At 63.2% G+C, this 18,371-nt stretch carries 19 protein-coding genes; 11 read left to right on the plus strand and 8 right to left on the minus strand.

All coding sequences use genetic code 11. The annotated features are described in order from the left end of the window. Positions 1-17: 17 nt before the first annotated feature. From KTAU_RS12830 to KTAU_RS12845, 4 genes are all read left to right on the plus strand, one after another. A complete protein-coding gene (locus tag KTAU_RS12830; protein WP_228026448.1) occupies positions 18-1,004 on the plus strand; it encodes an alpha-ketoacid dehydrogenase subunit beta in 987 nt (328 codons plus the stop codon). A 241-nt stretch (positions 1,005-1,245) separates the two neighbouring features. Further along, positions 1,246-2,583, plus strand: a complete 1,338-nt coding sequence (locus tag KTAU_RS12835; RefSeq protein WP_151728780.1) for a dihydrolipoamide acetyltransferase family protein — start codon at positions 1,246-1,248, stop codon at positions 2,581-2,583. 114 nt (positions 2,584-2,697) lie between these two features. Then, positions 2,698-3,039: a hypothetical protein gene (locus KTAU_RS12840; RefSeq protein WP_069802171.1), complete on the plus strand. Its 342-nt coding sequence runs from the start codon at positions 2,698-2,700 to the stop codon at positions 3,037-3,039. A gap of 189 nt (positions 3,040-3,228) precedes the next feature. Then, entirely contained in the window at positions 3,229-4,605 is a 1,377-nt protein-coding gene (locus tag KTAU_RS12845) for a dihydrolipoyl dehydrogenase family protein (RefSeq protein ID WP_151728781.1), read from the plus strand. A 159-nt stretch (positions 4,606-4,764) separates the two neighbouring features. On the opposite strand, the gene KTAU_RS12850 is transcribed toward KTAU_RS12845, so the two are convergent. Then, entirely contained in the window at positions 4,765-5,307 is a 543-nt protein-coding gene (locus KTAU_RS12850) for a hypothetical protein (RefSeq protein ID WP_069802174.1), read from the minus strand. A 539-nt stretch (positions 5,308-5,846) separates the two neighbouring features. Here KTAU_RS12850 and KTAU_RS12855 point away from each other — a divergent pair. Next, entirely contained in the window at positions 5,847-6,563 is a 717-nt protein-coding gene (locus KTAU_RS12855; RefSeq protein WP_151728782.1) for a hypothetical protein, read from the plus strand. A gap of 297 nt (positions 6,564-6,860) precedes the next feature. Here the strand turns inward: KTAU_RS12855 and KTAU_RS12860 are convergent, their stop codons facing one another. The 3 genes from KTAU_RS12860 to KTAU_RS12870 form a co-directional block, all read right to left on the minus strand. After that, the gene (locus KTAU_RS12860) at positions 6,861-7,094 is read right to left on the minus strand and encodes a hypothetical protein (protein WP_151728783.1); all 234 of its coding nucleotides are present in this window, start codon (positions 7,092-7,094) and stop codon (positions 6,861-6,863) included. A 56-nt stretch (positions 7,095-7,150) separates the two neighbouring features. Next, positions 7,151-7,879, minus strand: coding sequence for a hypothetical protein (locus KTAU_RS12865; protein ID WP_141727617.1), 729 nt, complete (start codon positions 7,877-7,879; stop codon positions 7,151-7,153). A 125-nt stretch (positions 7,880-8,004) separates the two neighbouring features. Further along, positions 8,005-8,415: a hypothetical protein gene (locus KTAU_RS12870; RefSeq protein ID WP_069802180.1), complete on the minus strand. Its 411-nt coding sequence runs from the start codon at positions 8,413-8,415 to the stop codon at positions 8,005-8,007. A 284-nt stretch (positions 8,416-8,699) separates the two neighbouring features. Between KTAU_RS12870 and KTAU_RS12875 the strand changes: the two genes are divergently transcribed. The 4 genes from KTAU_RS12875 to KTAU_RS12890 all read left to right on the plus strand — a co-directional run bounded on the left by KTAU_RS12875 (position 8,700) and on the right by KTAU_RS12890 (position 11,581). Beyond that, on the plus strand, positions 8,700-8,936 hold the full coding sequence (locus KTAU_RS12875; RefSeq protein ID WP_151728784.1) for a helix-turn-helix domain-containing protein: 237 nt from the start codon (positions 8,700-8,702) through the stop codon (positions 8,934-8,936). 374 nt (positions 8,937-9,310) lie between these two features. Continuing rightward, positions 9,311-9,535, plus strand: a complete 225-nt coding sequence (locus KTAU_RS12880) for a helix-turn-helix domain-containing protein (protein WP_052890474.1) — start codon at positions 9,311-9,313, stop codon at positions 9,533-9,535. A 590-nt stretch (positions 9,536-10,125) separates the two neighbouring features. Then, complete coding sequence (locus KTAU_RS12885) at positions 10,126-10,968, plus strand: hypothetical protein (protein WP_151728785.1); 843 nt, start codon at positions 10,126-10,128, stop codon at positions 10,966-10,968. Positions 10,969-10,987: 19 nt separating this feature from the next. Then, positions 10,988-11,581, plus strand: coding sequence for a nucleotidyltransferase family protein (locus KTAU_RS12890; protein ID WP_151728786.1), 594 nt, complete (start codon positions 10,988-10,990; stop codon positions 11,579-11,581). A 99-nt stretch (positions 11,582-11,680) separates the two neighbouring features. Here KTAU_RS12890 and ilvD read toward each other — a convergent pair whose 3' ends face one another. Together ilvD and KTAU_RS21600 are read right to left on the minus strand one after the other, a co-directional pair. Beyond that, positions 11,681-13,381, minus strand: coding sequence for a dihydroxy-acid dehydratase (gene ilvD / locus KTAU_RS12895; protein WP_151728787.1), 1,701 nt, complete (start codon positions 13,379-13,381; stop codon positions 11,681-11,683). A gap of 144 nt (positions 13,382-13,525) precedes the next feature. Next, positions 13,526-13,687: a hypothetical protein gene (locus tag KTAU_RS21600; RefSeq protein WP_170293271.1), complete on the minus strand. Its 162-nt coding sequence runs from the start codon at positions 13,685-13,687 to the stop codon at positions 13,526-13,528. A 60-nt stretch (positions 13,688-13,747) separates the two neighbouring features. On the opposite strand from KTAU_RS21600, the gene KTAU_RS12900 reads away from it, so the two are divergent. Further along, on the plus strand, positions 13,748-17,341 hold the full coding sequence (locus tag KTAU_RS12900; RefSeq protein ID WP_170293272.1) for a TIR domain-containing protein: 3,594 nt from the start codon (positions 13,748-13,750) through the stop codon (positions 17,339-17,341). Position 17,342: 1 nt separating this feature from the next. Here KTAU_RS12900 and KTAU_RS12905 read toward each other — a convergent pair whose 3' ends face one another. After that, on the minus strand, positions 17,343-17,510 hold the full coding sequence (locus KTAU_RS12905) for a hypothetical protein (RefSeq protein WP_228026449.1): 168 nt from the start codon (positions 17,508-17,510) through the stop codon (positions 17,343-17,345). A 93-nt stretch (positions 17,511-17,603) separates the two neighbouring features. Here KTAU_RS12905 and KTAU_RS12910 point away from each other — a divergent pair, with 93 nt between their 5' ends. Beyond that, positions 17,604-18,032 (plus strand): hypothetical protein, encoded by a 429-nt coding sequence (locus KTAU_RS12910; protein WP_151728789.1) that lies wholly within the window; start codon positions 17,604-17,606, stop codon positions 18,030-18,032. A gap of 153 nt (positions 18,033-18,185) precedes the next feature. Here the strand turns inward: KTAU_RS12910 and KTAU_RS22155 are convergent, their stop codons facing one another. Then, complete coding sequence (locus KTAU_RS22155) at positions 18,186-18,314, minus strand: hypothetical protein (protein ID WP_265576254.1); 129 nt, start codon at positions 18,312-18,314, stop codon at positions 18,186-18,188. Positions 18,315-18,371: the final 57 nt, after the last annotated feature.

Genomic DNA, 18,371 nt, shown 5'->3' on the forward strand with positions numbered 1-18,371 from the left:
GAAGGGAGGTGAGCGCAATGGCGTTGCGTCCCATGACAATGATTGAGGCGCTCAATAATGCGCTGGCTTTGGAGCTGGAGCGCGATGAGCGGGTGGTCTTGCTCGGACAGGATATCGGCCTCAATGGCGGGGTTTTCCGTGTGACCGATCAGTTGCAGCGCCGCTTTGGCGAGCGGCGCGTTTTCGATACGCCGCTGGCAGAATCGGCCATTATCGGTACCTCGGTCGGCATGGCGGTCTATGGGCTGCGCCCGATCGCGGAGATTCAGTTTGCCGGCTTTCTCTTCCTCGGCATGAGCCAGTTGGTGACGCAGGCGGCCCGCATGCGCTTCCGCAGCGGCGGGGCCTTTAGCTGCCCGCTGGTGGTCCGTTCGCCCTATGGCGGCGGGGTGCGCACGCCCGAGCTGCATTCCGATAGCCTGGAAGGAGTCTTTTTGCAGACGCCGGGCCTCAAGGTGGTCATTCCTTCCAATCCCTACGATGCCAAGGGCCTGCTGGCGGCGGCGGTGGCCGATCCCGATCCTGTCCTCTTTCTGGAGAACATTAAGCTCTATCGTTCCTTCCGTCAGGAGACGCCGGAGGAGTATTATACGGTGCCGCTGGGGAAGGCGAAGACGGTGCAGGCAGGCGACGATGTCAGTGTCTTCGCCTATGGGGCGATGGTGCCGGTGGCGCTGGAGGCGGCCCGGCAGGCGCAGCAGGAGCTGGGGATCAGTGTGGAGGTGATCGATCTGCGCACGGTCTGGCCGCTGGATGAGGAGGCTATTGTCTCTTCGGTGGAGAAGACGGGGCGCGCCGTGGTGGTGCATGAGGCGCCGCGCGCCGGCGGCATCGGGGCCGAGGTGACGGCGCTGATCAATGAGCGCTGCCTCTATTCGCTGCTGAAGCCGGTGGCGCGCGTGACGGGCTACGATACGCCCTATCCGGTGCCCGGGGTGGAGGACTATTATCTACCGACGCCGGCGAAGGTGCTGGCGGCCCTGCGCCAGGTGATGGAACCCTGAACCCCTGAACGGCGCTGGCTGCCTCGGCGCTCTCTCCGGGAATCAGGGTGAGGCCGACGCCAGAGAGCGAGCGCGGGGTGGCTGGCAAGATAGTCTGCAAAAGATCGCGTGCGAGATCAAAGAGGAAGACGCGGGCTGAACGGCGACGAAGGGGCGGGTAACGATGGTGTCCGCCCGACGAGGACGGGGGCGTTGGCCTCTGCGTTCGGGCCTGGCCCGCGTTGGAAGAGGTTTGCTTGCTATGGTCGAGTTCAGATTGCCCGATCTGGGCGAGGGTATGGAGGAGGCGGAGATTCGCCGCTGGCTGGTGCGCGTTGGTGAGCGCGTGACGGCCTACCAGGCGATTGCGGAGGTGGAGACCGATAAGGCGGTGACAGAGATTACATCGCCGGTGACGGGCCGGGTGGCGGAGATTCGCGTCGGTGAGGGAACGCGAGCGCGCAAGGGCGAGGTCCTGGTGGTCTTTGAGGAGGAGGCCGCTGCGTCGGCGGGAGAGCGCGCGCAGTCGTCGCCGGTGACGGCTGCGACGGCTGTGACGACTGAGGCGACGGGAGCTTCGCGTGGATCGACGGCTCAGGCGGGGGCGGGCGTCGCTACGGCGGTGGCCCCCGCGGCGGGAGCGGGAGCGGCGAGCGGGGGACGGCGCCGCGTGCTGGCGGCTCCGGCGGTGCGCAAGCTGGCCTTTGAGCTGGGGGTCGATCTGGAGCAGGTCCCGCCGTCGACACCCGAGGGGCGCGTGACGCTGGCCGATGTGCGGGCTTTCGCCGAGCGCCAGCGAACGGCGGCCACCGAGAGCAGGCCAGAACCAGCCCAACCGGTCGCGGTCGCTGCCACGGCCAATGGTGCGCAGCCGCAGCCCGGGGCGGCTCCCGCGCCAGAGGAGGAGCGCCAGGCCCTGACAGGGTTGCGCCGCCGGATTGCCGAGCGCATGGAACGCTCCTGGCGCAGCATTCCCCATGCCACGGCCTTCGACGAGGCCGATGGCGGCGCCCTGGTGGCCCTACGCGAGGCCCTCTTACCCGTGGCTGAGCGGCGTGGGCTGCGCCTCACCTATTTACCTCTCCTGGTCAAGCTACTCATCCCCGTCCTCAAGGAATTCCCCATTTTCAATGCCAGTCTCGATGAGGAGCGGCGCGAGATTGTCTATAAGCGCGTCTACCACATTGGTATCGCTACCGCCTCGCCCGAGGGCTTGCTTGTGCCGGTGCTGCGCCATGCCGATCGGCTGAGCCTGGCGCAGATCGCCAGCGAGCTGGAGCGTCTGATCGAGGGCGGACGCCGGCGCTCGCTGGGCCTGCACGAGCTGACGGGCAGTACCTTCACGCTCAACAACGTGGGGAGCTTCGGCGGTAGCTCTGGCACCCCCATTATCAATTATCCCGAGGCGGCCATTCTGGCCGTGGGCCGGCTCCAGGAGAAGGCCGTGGTTCGCAACGGCTCCCTGGTGGCGCGTCCAGTCCTGCCGCTGGCGCTCTCCTTCGATCATCGGCTCATCGATGGGGCCCAGGCGGGTGCCTTTCTGGCGCGTTTCAAGGAGCTGGTCGAGAATCCGCAGCAATTGCTGCTTGATGTGGTGTAATCTCAACGATTGACTCAAGGTCTGGTCAGGAGGGCCGGCCCGCGCGGCACGGACGGGGAAGGGGACTGTGCGGCCCGACCCTCCTGGGGCAAGCGTGTCGGAAGGAGGCCGACCGTGGCAACTGCCGAGGAGATCATTAAGGCTGTCGCCGTTCTGGTAAAACAAGAGGGCAAGGAGATTTTTAGCCGCGAGGATATTCGTCGCCAGCTCGGGGTTGATCGCCCGACCTGGGAGCGCAGCTATACCGGGATCTTTCAGATGATGCGCTCAGATGGGGTCTCGAAGATCAAGTATGGAACAGCGCGCCCGCGCCGGGTGGAGAATGCCAGCCATCCCTTGAAGGTGGGCCCTCGCTTCAAGGATGTCTTCCGCCGCGTCGAGCATGGGCGGCATACCCTAACCGAGTATGGCTGGCGCCTGGTCGATGAGGTACTGGCCGAAGAGCGCTCCGGCTGAGTTGCTGCAAGCGCCTGATTGGTCTGGTCGGCGTTGACCAGTGGGCGTGCGCTGCCTGGGAAAAACGGGCCGAGACAGGGAGGTCGGCGGCCCGTTGTTTCTCCTTCTCCAGAGCGGGCGCGTCTGGGAGCCGGGAGCGGCGAGAGCGCAGAGAGGCAAGAGTGCTGTAGCGAGAGGAGAACGGACGCTATGGTTGTGGGCGATGTGACCACCGCGGTCGATGTCTTGGTCCTCGGCGGGGGACCGGCTGGCTATGTGGCCGCTATTCGGGCCGCGCAGTTGGGGCGTCAGGTGACGCTGGTTGATCCGGTGCCGCCCGGGGGGACGTGCTTGCATCGGGGCTGCATCCCTCTGAAGGCGCTGCTGACCGCCAGCGAGCGCTATGCCGGGCTGCGGCGCGAGACGCTGGAGCCGCTGGGTATAACGCTAACGGGGGTTACTTTCGATTGGAGCCGCCTGCAAGCCTGGAAGTCCAGTATTGTGGCACGCCTGGCCGAGGGCGTGCGGCGCTTGCTGGCTGGCAATCGCGTGCAGTATGTGGCGGGCCGGGCCTGGTTTCTTGGTCCCGAGGAGGTGCGCGTCGAGAGCGAGCAGGGCGAGCGCTTCAAGTTTGAGCACTGCCTGATCGCTGTCGGGGCCGAGACCGTGCCGCCGCCGGGCCTGGACTACGATGGGCGGACGCTGCTGACGCCGGAGCAGGCTCTGAGCCTGCAGGAGCTGCCAGAGAGACTGGCAGTGGCCGGGGCCGATTATCTGGCGCTGGAGCTGGCGACGCTCTTTGCGCGTCTGGGGGTGCGCGTGCGGCTCTGTCTGCCAGGCGAGGAGCTGCTACCGGGCGTGGAGGCAGCGGCCTTGCGCCTGGTGCAGGCCGGACTGCGTCAGCTCGGGGTCCAGGTGAGCAGCAATCTGCCGCCTGAGCACGTAGAGGAGCGTCCGCTGGTGGTCTGCGGCGAGCTGCGCCCGCGTACGGCGGGGCTGCAGTTGGAGGCGGCGGGCGTACAGACCGATGAGCGCGGGGCCGTTCGGGTCTCGCCGTCGATGCAGAGCAATATCGCGCGCATCTATGCCGCCGGCGACTGCGCAGCGACGGGGGCGCCGCCGCTGGCGAGTGTGGCCATCAAGCAGGGCAAGGTGGCGGCTGAGGCCCTCTGCGGGCGCCGGGTGCAGTTCGCGCCGCTGGCGTTGCCGCGCGTGGTCCTGTCGTCGCCGGAACTGGCGACTGTGGGCTACTCGGCTCAAGAGGCCGAGCGCGCCGGCTACCGCGTGAAGACGGGGCGCTTCCCGTTGGGGGCCAACGGTCGCGCGCTGATGCTGGGCGGCGAGACGGGAACGGCTCTGGTGGTGGCGAATGCCGAGGATGAGACTGTTCTTGGGGTGACCATCGTGGGGCCGCGTGCCGGCGAACTGATCACGGCTGGGGTGCTGGCGATCGAGATGGGGGCGACGCTGACCGATCTGGCCGAGCTGCTCTATGCTCATCCTTCGCTGAGCGAGGGACTGCTGGAGAGCGCCGAGGAGGCGCTTGCGCAGGCGATCCATGTGCTGGGACGGACGACGGGACGCTAAGGTGAGGTGGGCATGCTTGGTAGGCATGCTTGATCTGGACAGGGCTGGAGCTGGCTGAGATGGCCGCCGGGTCAGCCTGCTCTCAACCAGCCAGCCAGCTAATCAATCAGTCAGTCAGTCAGCTACCCTGCTCGTTTGCCTGCAGATGGCCGCCGGGCGCTAGTGCGGTGTGGCGGTGTTGGCATGCGCCGAGCCGAGATTGCCGCCGATGATGCCCCCGAGCAGGGCCAGCAGGAACGAGAGTAGATTGATGAAGATGAGGACGATGTAGAACTCCAGGAGTTGACTGCTGGGCATGGAGACGGAGACGCTGCTAGCGCTCTGGTCGATGAGAGGTGACCGGGTCGCGGGCAGCATGGAGACAATGGTGATGACCAGCCAGACGCCGGTGCCGACGGTGGTCAGCAGGGCGGCGATGCAGCCGGTCGTTCCCCCGACGGTGTAACCATCGTCGCGCACCCCGGTGCAGCGCGCGATGAGGCTCGCCAGCAGTAAGGCCAAGCTGCCGGGCAGCCCAAGCCAGAGGCCCAGCAGCATGAGCAGCCGTAGCTCCGGCGCCCACGCCAGCCCGAGCTGGTCGAAGAAGAGGGCAAAGAGTAGCAAAAACTGGCCCGCTGCGGTGATAGCCCCTCCCACCAGACCAATGGTTAACGGCAGGCGTTCACTCAGCGTCGGCTCACAGTGCAGCGATGTGTGTTGCATACATACTGCCCCCCGCCTGGGTTTGACTAAACCAGATTTATCTGTCTGCTTGTCTCTCCTGTGATATGGTACGTCTCGCAGGTAAGAGAGTTCTCGATGAGGATTCCCGAATGTACCGCTATTGTGGTCTGGACCTGGACCGTTCTTGTCTCTAAGGCGCGTCGCAGAAGTTGTATCCCTCTTCTATTTATGTATCCTTTTATGGAAATTTGCAAGACCTTAGACTAAAAGGGGGTGGAGAAGAAAGTATACCGCTTGCTTCTTTGCTGACCTTGATGTCACTTGAGTGTGACAGGGTGTTTCTTCTCTTGTGTACGTGATCAATGGTGATTCGCCTTTCCTTCTCAGCGTTCTGCTGCTCAGCGTGGCATTGCCGGGACGGGGCGGCGCTCTCGCCAATGGCTGGACCGACTGCCCACACTCTACTCCGATGGGGCGGGTCTCCCCGGTGGGTGACGCTTGCAACTCGCTCGCCAGCTTCCTCGCGAGGCAAGGTGAGACGAGGCGGGACGAGATAAAGAAAGCAAGGAGGTTTCAGCATGATAGCCGGTCTGGTCAATCTGATGCTGGCGTTGCTGCGCCTGCTCTGGTTCCTGATCTCAACACGCGTAGGCAATCTGCTGGCTGCCGCGGGCTTGCTGATCGGCGGCTTGCTCTGGGGCATGACCTCCCATCAGGTCCACTTTCAGAATGCTCCCACGATTGCCTGGTTTCAGGACTATTCTTCTGACGAGGGCTACGATTATGTGCAGATCAATCACAGCCAGCAGTTCTACGTGATCAAGGACGCCGATTTTTCGCCCTATCCCGGCGGAGTCTTTACGGATACGCAGCCCAGGCTGCTCTCGCTGGTCTATGAGAGCGATGCGCAGCAGCCAGTAGAGCTGAATCTGCAGAACGGCGAGCGGCTGACGGGCAGCGGCTACCGCGTGGTGGCCTTTTCGCTGGTGACCAGAGACGGCCAGCCGTACACCTTTACGACGGCGGACTACCGCGCCTATCCCCGGGGCTTCTACGATGATCATTGGCCGCTGGCGACCTGGCTCTTGCTGATCGGCTTTGCCTTTCTGGCCTGGGGTTTGCTGGGGCCGCTGGTGCTGGATCTGCTGCTGTTGCGTCGGGGGCGTATACCGGGCGAAGAACAGGTCTCGACGGAACGGGCCTATCGCTTGCTGGGCCGCCAGTTAAGCGATCCGTGGCCGTCGCGGATACGCAAGAGGGCGCGCGAGTTCGATCCGCGCGATCTGGCTAAGTAGCGCGCGCGTGCGGAACTGGGGGCCGCCTGGCTCTGGCGGCTACGACCCACACTGCAACAGGGAAGCCAGCGGAGGAGGGTGGGCGCGCTCGACGCCCGCTGTGGAACGGGCGCCAGCTCCTCCTACCGCTGGCCATAGCAGCTAGCTACACGCTGGTAGAAGAAGGGTGTTGACTGGAAGTGGAAGTAATCTGCTCGCTCACCTGGACGCTTAGTCGAAGTGGGACATAGCGGGCGCTCCTCCTTTCCAGGGACCGGGTCCGGGCTGGAGGAGACGCCACCACATGGGTCTGACCGCTCATCCGCTCCTCCGGTCTGGAAAGGGGATCTCTTTCCAGATCTGACGCTCGGGATCGTAGATGCTGCGCAGGGCGTGGAGCGGGATGTCGACCTCGTAGCCCGGCTCTTCCAGGGTGATGCGCAAACGAGCGGTCTTTTCGTCGACAGCCAGCACGCGGCCCGACCAGATGCCCGGGCGCAGGCCGGGCAGGTAGTAGCGGACGCGCTGACCGACCAGCGGGTGTGGCGGCATGCCGGGTAGCCTCCTCTCTCTCGTGATTTGGCGCTCAAGGGATGACGCTTCTGCTCTTACAGGGTGATGACGGCCTGACGGACATAGCCGGCCTGGCAGGCCCGGCGGCGAAAGCTGCGCTGCTCCTCCGGTGAACCGTAGAGCTTGATCTTGATGGCCTCCCACTCCCATTCGAGGGCGCGGTAGGCGTGGAAGGTCTGGTTTTCGATCGGCAGGAATTCCTGCGCGAGCCGGTCGGCCTCGCGCAGGTGCTGGCTGAGGATGAGGGTTTCGAGGCTCTTGACGATGAAGCCACCGCGAGCCCAGTGCCACGTCCCGTCGGTGAGCATCTGGCCGGGCTGCCGCCAGACGTCGAGCGAGAGGCGGACAAGGACGGGCGCGGCCTCTTCGCGCCCCTCCAGACAGGCAAGCTGGTAGCGAAGCTGCAAGATGTCGCCGTCGTGAAGGATCTGGCCGCTCAGGCGGCGAGCCTCGGCGGTGGCCTCGTTGAGGGCGCCGGGATCGCCTTTTTCACGAGCGTACTCTCCCAGGAGAACGGCGCGGTAGGCGTGACAGACTTCTTCGTAGGGGCGCCCGCGGACGAGTGCCAGGGCACTCTGGACGAGGCTGAGGGCTTCGAGATAGCGGCCCGCCCGCTCGGGGATGACGGCACTGCGCATCAGCAGGCGCGCCGAGAGGTCCGGCTCGCTGAGGGAGCGCAGGACGAGAGTGGGATCGTCTGCGCTGCTCCAGGCCGTGGCAAGGAAGGGCAGTGATTGACAGATGGTGCGCCGACTCAACAACATGGCTCTCTCCTCCTCATACATCAGCAGGTCAAGACAATAGCTCCTCCAGTCAAGATGCCGGCCTGGCCTCTCCTCTCGCCCGATGGCGCCGGAGACCCAGCGTGAGGGCGTGGCTGAGGACAGCATCAGTGCGCAAAGACGTAGTAGGAGATCGTCCCGGCTGGCCACTTCGGCCCGGCCCTCCGCCAACCAGCCTGTGCCGCCGCCGCCTGACGAAGCTGAGACGGGTTGTAGCAGGGGTAGTAGTAGGTGGCGACATGCAGCGGGGGCTTGCTGAGTCCGTTGGTCCAGGTGGAGTGCTCCAGGCGGATGGTAAAGGGTTCGTTCAGCCCCAGGAGCAAACCAAGCTGCTCGGGAGCCTTGTTGAGGAGCCGGCGAATGGCTTCGTTGAAGTCGACCGCGATGCGGTAGTGGCGGGTGAGCACTTCCAGGCGATAGCTATCAAGCGGCGTCGGAGGAGGGATCGGCCCAGGCAGACAGGCGGGCCGCCGCGCCTGGCGGGAGCCGCGACGCCAGAAACAGAGCTTGCGAAACATATGCAGTCATCTCCTACACTCTTCAACCATAGAACCGTACTGCCAATAGATGATAGGTTTCCAATCGCTGAGAAGCGTCCCGAGCGCCCGGCCCGGGGCTGGTTCGCTGGCGTCCCTGCCCCGCTCGCGCTGCCCCCTTGGGGGCAACGGCTATACTGACTATACATAGTATAGTCTTTTAAGAAGGGTATGTCAATAGAGGCTATCAATATACACCCTCTTTTAAAGAGGGTGTTTCCTGTGGAGACTCCACTGATGTAATAGGGATATGGTATGCTTGCGCCATGCCGATACGCATTAAGCTTCGTGAGGTTGCCCAGAGCAAAGGAATAGGGCAATCTCGCCTGTCGCGCTTGGCCGATATGGATGTCCATATGATCCAGCGCCTTTACAGAGATCCTTATGCAAATATTACCTTGGCGACGCTGGAGAAGCTGGCGCGGGCCTTGCGTGTTGAGCTGGCCGAGCTGATCGAGCTGGACCCGCCGCTAGAAAAGGAACCAGAGGCAGGCGGCTCCTGATAGCTGCTCGCGCTCGATCCGTTGCGCCTTCCTTGCTCCATTTCCTCTGTCGAGCATCACGCTTGAGCCCGGGCTACACAGCTGCAGGGCGTAGGTCGCCGCAACCTGAAATCAGGCAAAAGATGGGCCAGTGATAGCGTGGTGCTCTACTTTTTTCGTCTCAGATAGCCGAGGTACGTGAGGCGGAGCGCGCGGAACCTTATCACCTCCTATAGATGAATGGCAGAACTTGGTTGCCTGCAATCCCTGTCCGAAATATATTTCGGTATGAAGTATAAGATAGATATATCCTAAAGTCAATACCGTAAATATGTTGTCTAGCAAATGTTCCGAAAAAGCGTTATAGTAGGGGTACACTTAGCCAGGAGCTAGCGATGTATCGCTTGCGAGTAGCTGAGCTGCTCAAGGAGAGAGGGCGGACCCAGTCATGGCTAGCGAGAGAAGCCAAGGTACCTGAACTGTTGGTTCGGAAGATGGTCAGAGAGCCGACGACCTACCATCCGACCTATGTCACGCTAGACAAGATTGCCCGTACCCTGAAAGTGCGCGTAGAGGATCTTTACGAATGGGTGCCTGACCCTGAAGATCAGGCGTCTTGACCTGAACTCCTATTCGCAGGCTGGCAAGTAATGCGCTTGTCAGGTTCACCACACGAAAGGCTCCCGTTGGCCTTCCTGTCCTCTCCCCTTCGCTGTAGCCTGTATCTTAAGCTCGTTGTCTCCTTTTGCCAGAGACTTTGCGCAATCTCCACTCTGGGGTGTGTGCCGTCCTGTTCTCTACCTGGGAAAAAAGGGCGAGCCAGGCTGCTCCCGCTCGCCCGTGGTAGAGAAGGAAGAATGAGTTAGTGCTGGCGGCGGGCGTGGGCTGATTCCTGCGGAGGCCGACGAGACCAGGCCGTATGCTTCGCAAGGACCCCGCTCGTAGAGCGCGGCGTCGACGTCTGCCAGCTCCCTGGACGGCCTGCCCGGCGCCTTGCAGGAGCAAGCTGGCCGTGATGGTCGAAAGCATCAGGCAAGACTCGCGCTGAGCTGATTGACAACCACTCCTCGCCGTGGTAGCCTGAAGTGGCCGATGAAATAAGGCCCACAGGCACACTTGAAGCTATCAGCCCTTGCCTGGTAGCCTCCAAAGCTACCAGCCGGTGTGAAAGCGATGATGCGCATCGCAATCAAGAAGCAAGAGGCGACAGATGGAGGCGCTTCTCTCTGCAGATACGCCGCTGGAAACGGAAAGGGTCTGGCTGGGCATGCTGCGCGCCCTGCCGCCGGCCAGGCGCGTGGCGATGGCCTGGGACTGGACCGGTTCAGCGATCAACATCGGGCGTCTGAATGCCTCAACTCAGAACCTCGACAGCGATGCCCATGAGGTTGCCCTGAGCCGTGCGCGCTTCCGTTACGGGGCTGCCATTGTGCGCCTCGCCGAGGAGCGTCGTCGCCGCCTATCGGAGGCGGAAGCGAAGCGCTTCCCGTCGCTGCAGGAGGTCCTCTGGCCGCTCCTCTCCGCCCTGGAGGCGCTGCAGATCACAGCGGTCCCCCTCTCGCTGGCCATCCCCTTCTATGGCGTCCACCGGGCTCTGGGCGACATCTCGCTGGCCGTCGAGCGCCTGCCAGAGCGCCAGGCCCTGCAGCAGCGGCTGCCAGAGCGTTTCTGGCTCGATGAGACTGCTGAAGCCGGGCCGGGTCTACGCCTGGTCGAGCTGCAAAGCCTGCTGCCCGTCTGGCTCTGGCCCGCCGACAGCGGAGACAACGCCGCCCTCCTGCGGCTCCTGCTTGACAGCCGCCGCGTGACGCCCCTGCTGGAAGAGGCCCCACCGATCGCCGTGCCCTCCCCTGAAGCCCTGCTTCTCTATCTGCTTGCCTGGCAGGGTGAGCAAGAGGCGACTCATGATGAGCGCTGGTATGATTTCCTGGCTATCCTGAAAATGCAGCGGCCATCTGGGCTGAACCTGGAGCTGCTCAGGACCCTGGCCCGCGACCTCCAATGTCTACCCCAGCTAGAGGAGGCCCTCGCTCGAACTGGTTTGGAGTTCTGAACAAGAAAGGAGTCAGTGGGTGTCTTCTTCTCCTCCTCCTCTTGAAGAGACCTTATTGCCTCTGGCCGAAGCCCTGGAAGCGCTCGGTATCCGCTATGTGATAGGCGGCTCTGTCGCCAGCTCGCTGTATGGCGAACCACGCCAGACAGCCGACCTGGACGTAGTCATTGAGCTGCTCGACCCCCAGCAGCTCAAAGCCCTCGTCCAGAAAGTCGCTCCTTGCTACTATATTGACGAAGATGCTTTTCGGCAGGCGTTTCGCTATAAAAGAAGCTTCAGCATTATATCGCTCAAAACATACACCAAAGTTGACATCTTCTTTCCCAAGCCGCGCGCCCTTGACCGCGACGCCTTCGCCCTGGCTCGCTATCGGCCCCTGGAGCAGGGGGGAGAGCGTCTTTTCCCTATCGCCCCGCCCGAGGTCATCGTCCTGCAAAAGCTAGAGTGGTATGTCCTGGGAGGGCGTAGCTCCGCCAGGCAGTGGAATGACATTCTCGGAATCCTGCGGGTGCAGGGGTCTCAGCTAGACCTGGCTTACCTGCGAGCGCAGGCCGTCGCCCTCCAACTGAGAGACCTGCTAGAGCAGGCCCTGCAAGAGGCCGGTCTCCAGTAGCTTGGGCGAGCCTTCCGGCAACAAAACAAGAGCGAGCCGGGGGTGTTGACCCCGACTCGCCGCCTGCAATCTCTCCAGACAGGCTGAGACTGATCCCGCTCAGGAGGCCGAAGCACGCGGCTGAGGCGGGCGCGTAATGGCCCCCTCCGAAGCCGACGAGACCAGCGCCGCGTACTTAGCAAAAACCCCGCTCGTATAGCGCGGCGTCGGCGGCTGCCAGCTTGCCAGACGGGTCGCCAGCTCCTCATCCGACAGCTCCACACTCACCGTGCGCTTCTCGATATCGATCACAATCGTATCGCCATCGCGCAAGGCCGCCAGCGGGCCGCCAACCGCCGCCTCGGGAGCGATATGGCCGACCATCAGCCCGCGCGTCGCCCCACTGAAGCGGCCATCCGTCAACAGGGCCACCGTCTCCCCCAGGCCCTCGCCCACGATAGCGCTCGTCACCCCCAACATCTCGCGCATCCCCGGACCGCCGCGCGGTCCCTCATAGCGGATCACCACCACATCGCCCGGCTGAATCTGGCGCCCGATCACCGCCTGCATCGCATCCTCCTCGCGATCAAAGACGCGAGCCGGGCCGCGATGATAGAGGCGCTCATGGCCGGCGATCTTCACCACGCAGCCCTCCGGCGCCAGGTTCCCCTTGAGAATCACCAGGCCCCCATTCGGCTTAATCGGATTCTCCACTGTGCGCACCACATCCTGACCGGGGGCCTCCTGAGCCTGAGCCGCCTCCTCGCCGATCGTACGGCCTGTCGGCGTCAACTGATCGCCATGCATCAGGCCCGCCTCGATCAGGCGCTTCGCCAGCAGCGGCGTCCCGCCGGCGCGATCCAGATCCAGCGCCACATAGCGCCCGCCCGGCTTCAGACTGGCGATCAGCGGCGTGCGGCGGCTAATCTCATCGAAATCATCGATCGTCAGCGGAATACCGGCCTCGCGCGCCAGCGCCAGCAAATGCAGCACAGCATTGGTTGACCCGCCCGAGGCCGCCACGCCGGCGATGGCATTCTCGAACGACTGGCGCGTCAAAATATCGCGTGGCGTCAGACCGCGATGGAGCATCTCCACCACCAGGCGTCCGCAGCGCTCGGCCACCTCATCCTTGCGTGGATCGGTGGCCCCCACGCTGGCCGTCCCCAGCGGAGAAAGGCCCAAGAATTCCAGAGCCATCGCCATCGTATTGGCCGTATACTGGCCGCCGCAGGCTCCCGGGCCGGGACAGGCCACATTCTCCAGCTCACGCAGATCCGACTCGCTCATCCGTCCGGCGGCGGTCGCCCCAATTGCCTCGAAGACATCCAGGATCGTCACATCCTGGCCGCGGAACCTGCCGGGAGCGATCGAACCGCCGTAGAGCACCAGGCTCGGCACATTCAAGCGGATCAGCGCCATCGCCGTCCCGGGCAGCGTCTTATCGCAGGCCGCCAGCGCGATCACCGCATCAAACATCTGGCCCTGACTGACCAGCTCGATCGAATCGGCGATCACCTCGCGGCTAATCAGCGAGGCCTTCATGCCCTCGGTGCCCATAGAAATACCGTCGCTGACCGCGATCGTATTGAACTCCATCGGTGTTCCGCCGGCGGCGCGGATACCGGCCTTGACCCGCTCGGCCAGGCGGCGCAGATGGAAATTGCAGGGCATGGTCTCGATCCACGTATTGGCGACGCCGATCAAGGGCCGCTGCAGATCCTCATCGCGGAAACCGATAGCCTTCAGCATGGCGCGAGCCGCGGCCCGCTCGCGCCCATCGATCAGCACTCGACTGCGGTGCCGGGGATCAAAAGCCATAAGAACAGCCTCCCTTAGAGTACTGCCTGTATTATACTCCTGGTGTAGCCCCTGGCTCAACGCACGAGCACACAGCGGCCCGCGCACAGCACAGCATCAAGCGCAACCTGGCCATCGATCGCACTTCGAAAGACCCCCGAGCCTTCAGAGCCGAGCATAGCGCTCAGCCGCTCCATCCAAGCCCAGCCCCGTGATCCAGCCAGGAGCCAGGAGCCGGAAGGCAGACCACAGCATCGACAGCGACAAGCGTGCCTGGCGGGCCGACCAGGCGATCATATCCTTGACATGACAATAGAGCCTGGGCATGTTATCATATCTCTGCGCTTGAAGAAGCGCATGTCATCCTGCCCGCAGGAGGCGATACACATGGCAGCGACAGGCGACTCAGCTCTATCCATCTTTCTTTCCTGGTCAGGAACAGCAGAAGACCGCGTCTGGCGTAACAACATCACGGACTGTCTGAAGCGTCTCCGAAATCGCTATCAACTTACCTGGAGCGATGAGCACGCCGTTCCTGCGGGCCTGGAGCGAGAGAGCTATTGTCAAAGCCGCCTTCAGCGCGCGCCCCTGATCATACTCATCATCAGCCCTGATTACCTGGCAAACGAGGAGTGCATGCGCGTAGCCAGGGAAGCGCTCGCGAGGCAGCAGCAAGAGCCAGACCGAGTACGTGTTGTTCCCATCTATGCGCGCGAAGTCTACCTGCAAGGAACCATCTTTGAGCAGCGAAAACGGGTGCCGGACACCCCGCTCAAAAGCTGGAAAGATCGCGACGCCGGCCTAAAGCAAGTAGAGGAAGAACTGGCGAACGCACTCAACGAGCTGCGGGCGGTCCCTGTTGAGCAATCGGCCCTCGCCCCCCAAGATCGAGAGCGCCTGCTCCCTCTCATCGTCGACTGGCGCCCTGTGGCCCAGAGGCACCTGCGTGATTTCGTCGGGCGTGAGCAAGAGAGAAAGGCCGTGCGCCAGCACATCGAGGACCTCCAAGACCAGGGCGGCTACCTGGCTATCACCGCGCCAGCTGGCGAAGGGAAAAGCAGTCTCATCGCGCAGCTCATTGTCGAGGAGGAGCAAAGAGGCCAGCAGATCCCCGCCTACTTTATCCCCATGCAGCCCGGACCGAACGGCCAGAGCGACCTACTGCGCCACATCCTGGCCAGCCTGGTCTACAAGCACCAGCTCTCTGCCAGCTATGTGGACGTTGACCGCGATAGCCTCCCGCTCGCTCTACGTCGCCTCTTGACTGAACTCAGCCAGCGCGGCATCCGTGAGACCATCTACATCGACGGCCTCGACCAGCTCTTGCCCGAGCCAGGTGGAAGACGAGAGCTAAGCTGGCTTCCCGAGGAGCTACCAAAAGGCATCGTCTTCGTTCTCAGTCTGCGCCCTGACGAGACCCTCGCCACCCTCAAAACCGGCAGACGGCTTATCGAGTACCAGCTACCGCACCTCAGCCAGAGCGATTTCAGCGCCCTGCTGGCTCAGCGAGACGTACGGCTTTCCCTAGATCTGGTCGAACGCTGCTATCGTAGCCTCCGGGGAAACGCCCTCTATCTCAGCCTGCTGACCGGAGAGCTGGCTCAGCAACAGCAGCAGATGCCCATCACGCCTAGCCGTGCCGCAGATGTGCTTAGGCAGATCGAGAGCAATCCCGCTGACCTCTTCCGGCCCGCGCTGGAGCGCCTCAAGCGCGACCCGGCCCTCTGGGAGAAGCTCCTCTATCCCTTGCTAGCTGTACTAGTAGTGGCTCAGGAGCCGCTGAGCGAAGGACAACTACGCTCTATCCTGGGGCTGACGCATGAACGCTGTCAAGAGGGCCTGCGACAGCTCGGAGGCCTGCTCACGCATGACGGGCAGGGGCGCTACGAACTCTATCACCTCAAACTGCGCGAGTACCTCCAAGGAGAGACAGAGTATGGCCAGGAGCAGTCAGGCGCCCTCCTGGCGCCCGACGAAGTAGCGGCCTGGCATACCCGTCTAGCAAAGTGGTGCGCCGGCGACGACTTGTCCCTCATCTGGCAAGAGAGCTACGAAGCGCTAGAGCGACAGCGACGTCAATATGCGCGGCGCCACTTCATTCGTCACCTCTACCTGGGGGGCGTTACCCAGTGGCAGCAACTCTTTAGCGTCCTTGATGACGGGCACTATAGCCGGCAAAAACTACAGGCCGACGATGGGGGTGGCCAGGCCCTAGTGCTGGACCTCGACCTGGGACGGCGCGCCGCCGGCTGGAATGGCTGGTCACAAGAAGAAGCACTGTCGATGCTGCCCCGTCTAGGGGCCTATACCCTCCTGCGCTGCCTGCTGGCGAGCCAGGCAAACGGCTATCCGCCGGAAGCCTTTCGATTGCTCGTGGCCCTGCAGGGGGCAAAAAAAGCTCGTGGGCTAGCTGCCCTCATCACCGAAGCGCGCTGGCGTATTGAAGCGCTGCTAGCCGTTGTGCGCCAACTAGGTAAACAAGCAGCCCAGAGCGATGAGTGGCGCCAGACCTACGACGCAGCCGAGACAGAGATTGCTGCTTTTGACAGCCCAGACCGCAGAGATGACTTCTATGGGGAGCTAGCGCGACTGGCCCTTGCCGCCGGCGAGCGACAGCGAGCTAGCAGAACCGTGGAGCTTATCACCGACGACCTCAAGCGAGCCGAGCTGCGACTGAGGCTGGCTGAGAGCTGGCTGAAAGAAGGAGAGAGCGAGCCAGCGCGGGAGGCGCTTGCGGAGGCCAGCAAACTACTGACGAGCCAAGCACGCTCGGTCTCGACTGAGGTCCTTGCCAGTCACTGTGCCCTCTTGTACCGGCGGCTCAACCAGCCCGAGCATGTCCAGGCTGCCCTGAGCTACGTGCAAGACGCCCTCCAGCGTGCGCGCTACCACCTGGCTCTCGGTTGCCTCTACGAAGAACAAGGCCAGTACGACCTGGCAAAACGAGAGTGGGATCAGATGGGCCGGGAGCTGCAGGCAGTCAAAAACGACAAACGCCGAGCCGAAATCTGGCTAGAGTTGGCAGAGCACTGGCTAGAGTCAGATAGCGGTCAGGTAGAGCAGGTGCAGGCCATCCTTGACGAGCTGGAGCAGCACATGCAGCGTCAAGCCGACCCTCAGCTCTGGTCCAAGTTAGCACTGGTCTGGGCCCAAGCAGGGCGCTGGGAGAGGGCGGAGCAGATAGAAAGCCACCTAACAGATAGTCGAGGACGTCTGCACCTCGCTATCAAACTCGCGCTCATCGCCCAGGAAAGAGGCGAGCGCGGGCGCGCCATCCAGATTTGGGAGCGTATCCGTCCAGACATCGAACTGCTGGCGGAGAGCTGGCGCGGGCCGATTCTAGGCGAGCTGGCAAAAGCGCTGGCGGACCTTGACGCCTGGGAAGAACTCAAGGCAGTCATCGACAGAGGAAGCACGCCGGCTGAACAAGACCACCTGTGGAGAGAAGCCTGTAAAGTGCTCAGGAGGCGGTCCCCCCCGCTGCGCGAAGAAGAGAGAGCGCTGATCAAGATCCCGAGCTGGCGAAAGGCCGGGCAGGAGCTTCAACGGCTAGCGACTGGAGACAAAGGAAAAGGAGCGGCTCCCTTCGCCCGTGGGCGGCACATCGGCGGTTCCTCTGCCAGGGCCAGGGAGAAACGTTCTGGGCTAGCCTTAAAGGGTCTCTGGAACGGCAGCCAGTTCCTGTCTGAGGCAGACAAAAAAGCCCCATCCCCTGCGTCAGAGACTCCTGAGTCCCAGGTGCCAGAGAAACAGCCCGAAGACAGCTTACGTCAGTTCCAGCGGGCCTGGTGCCAAGCGCGCACCATTGCCGAAGCGCGCGAGTGCTTCGCACACATCAGCGGCCTGCTAGCACGCGCGCCCCACCTGGCCGAGGCGCTACTGAGAGCCTGCGACTGGGTAGAGCGCTTTGTCCAAGGTCAGGAGCCGCTGCCTCCCCTGGCCATCCCTGGCCTGCCCGAGCAGCCCAAAGAGGCCAGTTGAGCTAAAGCGCAAACTGCACCTCGGCCTCATCAACAATCATCTGAGCGATCACCAACGAGGAGGTAGCTGCTGGAGACGGAGCATTCTGCACATCCAGCATACGCTGCCCGCGGCGGATCACAAAGTCGTCGACCAGACTGCCATCGGGGGTCAAAGCCTGGACCCGCACTCCGCTCGGTCCTGGCTGCGCCGTTGCTGGAAGCCAGTCACTGGGTCCCTGACTGGTTTAGTCTTTGGCCTGGTCAGCACCCTCTTCTTTGGGATGATCCTCATCGGGCCCCATTCGACCGTCGAGGCCTATCAGGCCTATTTGGGGCCGGGGCTGCCTGGTGGTCTTGCTACCGGTCTGGCCATCTCCTATCTCGGGGGAGAGAACTCGCGGCAGGTGAGGTGGAAGCGCGCCCTGCTGACAGGAGGGGTCTTTGCCCTGCTCTATGGGATATTTTTGGAACCGATTGCTGGTTTGATCTGCGGGCAGCTGGCTGGCCTGTTGATGTGGTTGGGGATCGTTCGCTACTGGGGAGGCCAGATCCAGCTAATCGAGGCCCCCTCCTGGTCCTGGCGCCTCCTCGGGCGGCGACTCAAACGTTGGGCGCCCCTATTCCTCAGCTTACTGGTGCTGAAAAGCTTCGCTACGGCGGCCCTTATATTACCCTTATCGTGGCAAGAAGCTCACTGTCTGTGGCCCTGAGTGTCGCTCTCCTGCTCCTCTGCTTCCTGGTCCTCTGTGGCGGCCTGCTCGGGAGCTTTTTGGGCGGCCTCTCCTGGAGCATACTGAACGTGCCGAAGTTTAAGCGCCCCCGAAGGGATCTGGCGCGCGGGACGCTATGCCCTACTCACTGGGCTAAGCACCGGCCTGATCAGCACCCTCTTGCTGCTGCAGATCCTCATCGCGGAAACCGATAGCCTTCAGCATGGCGCGAGCCGCGGCCCGCTCGCGCCCATCGATCAGCACTCGACTGCGGTGCCACATATAGCCCCTGGCTCAACGCACGAGCGCGCAACGTTGCGCCGGCGCGCCCGGCCTGGC

The sequence above is a fragment of the Thermogemmatispora aurantia genome, from assembly GCF_008974285.1.
GTDB lineage: Bacteria > Chloroflexota > Ktedonobacteria > Ktedonobacterales > Ktedonobacteraceae > Thermogemmatispora > Thermogemmatispora aurantia.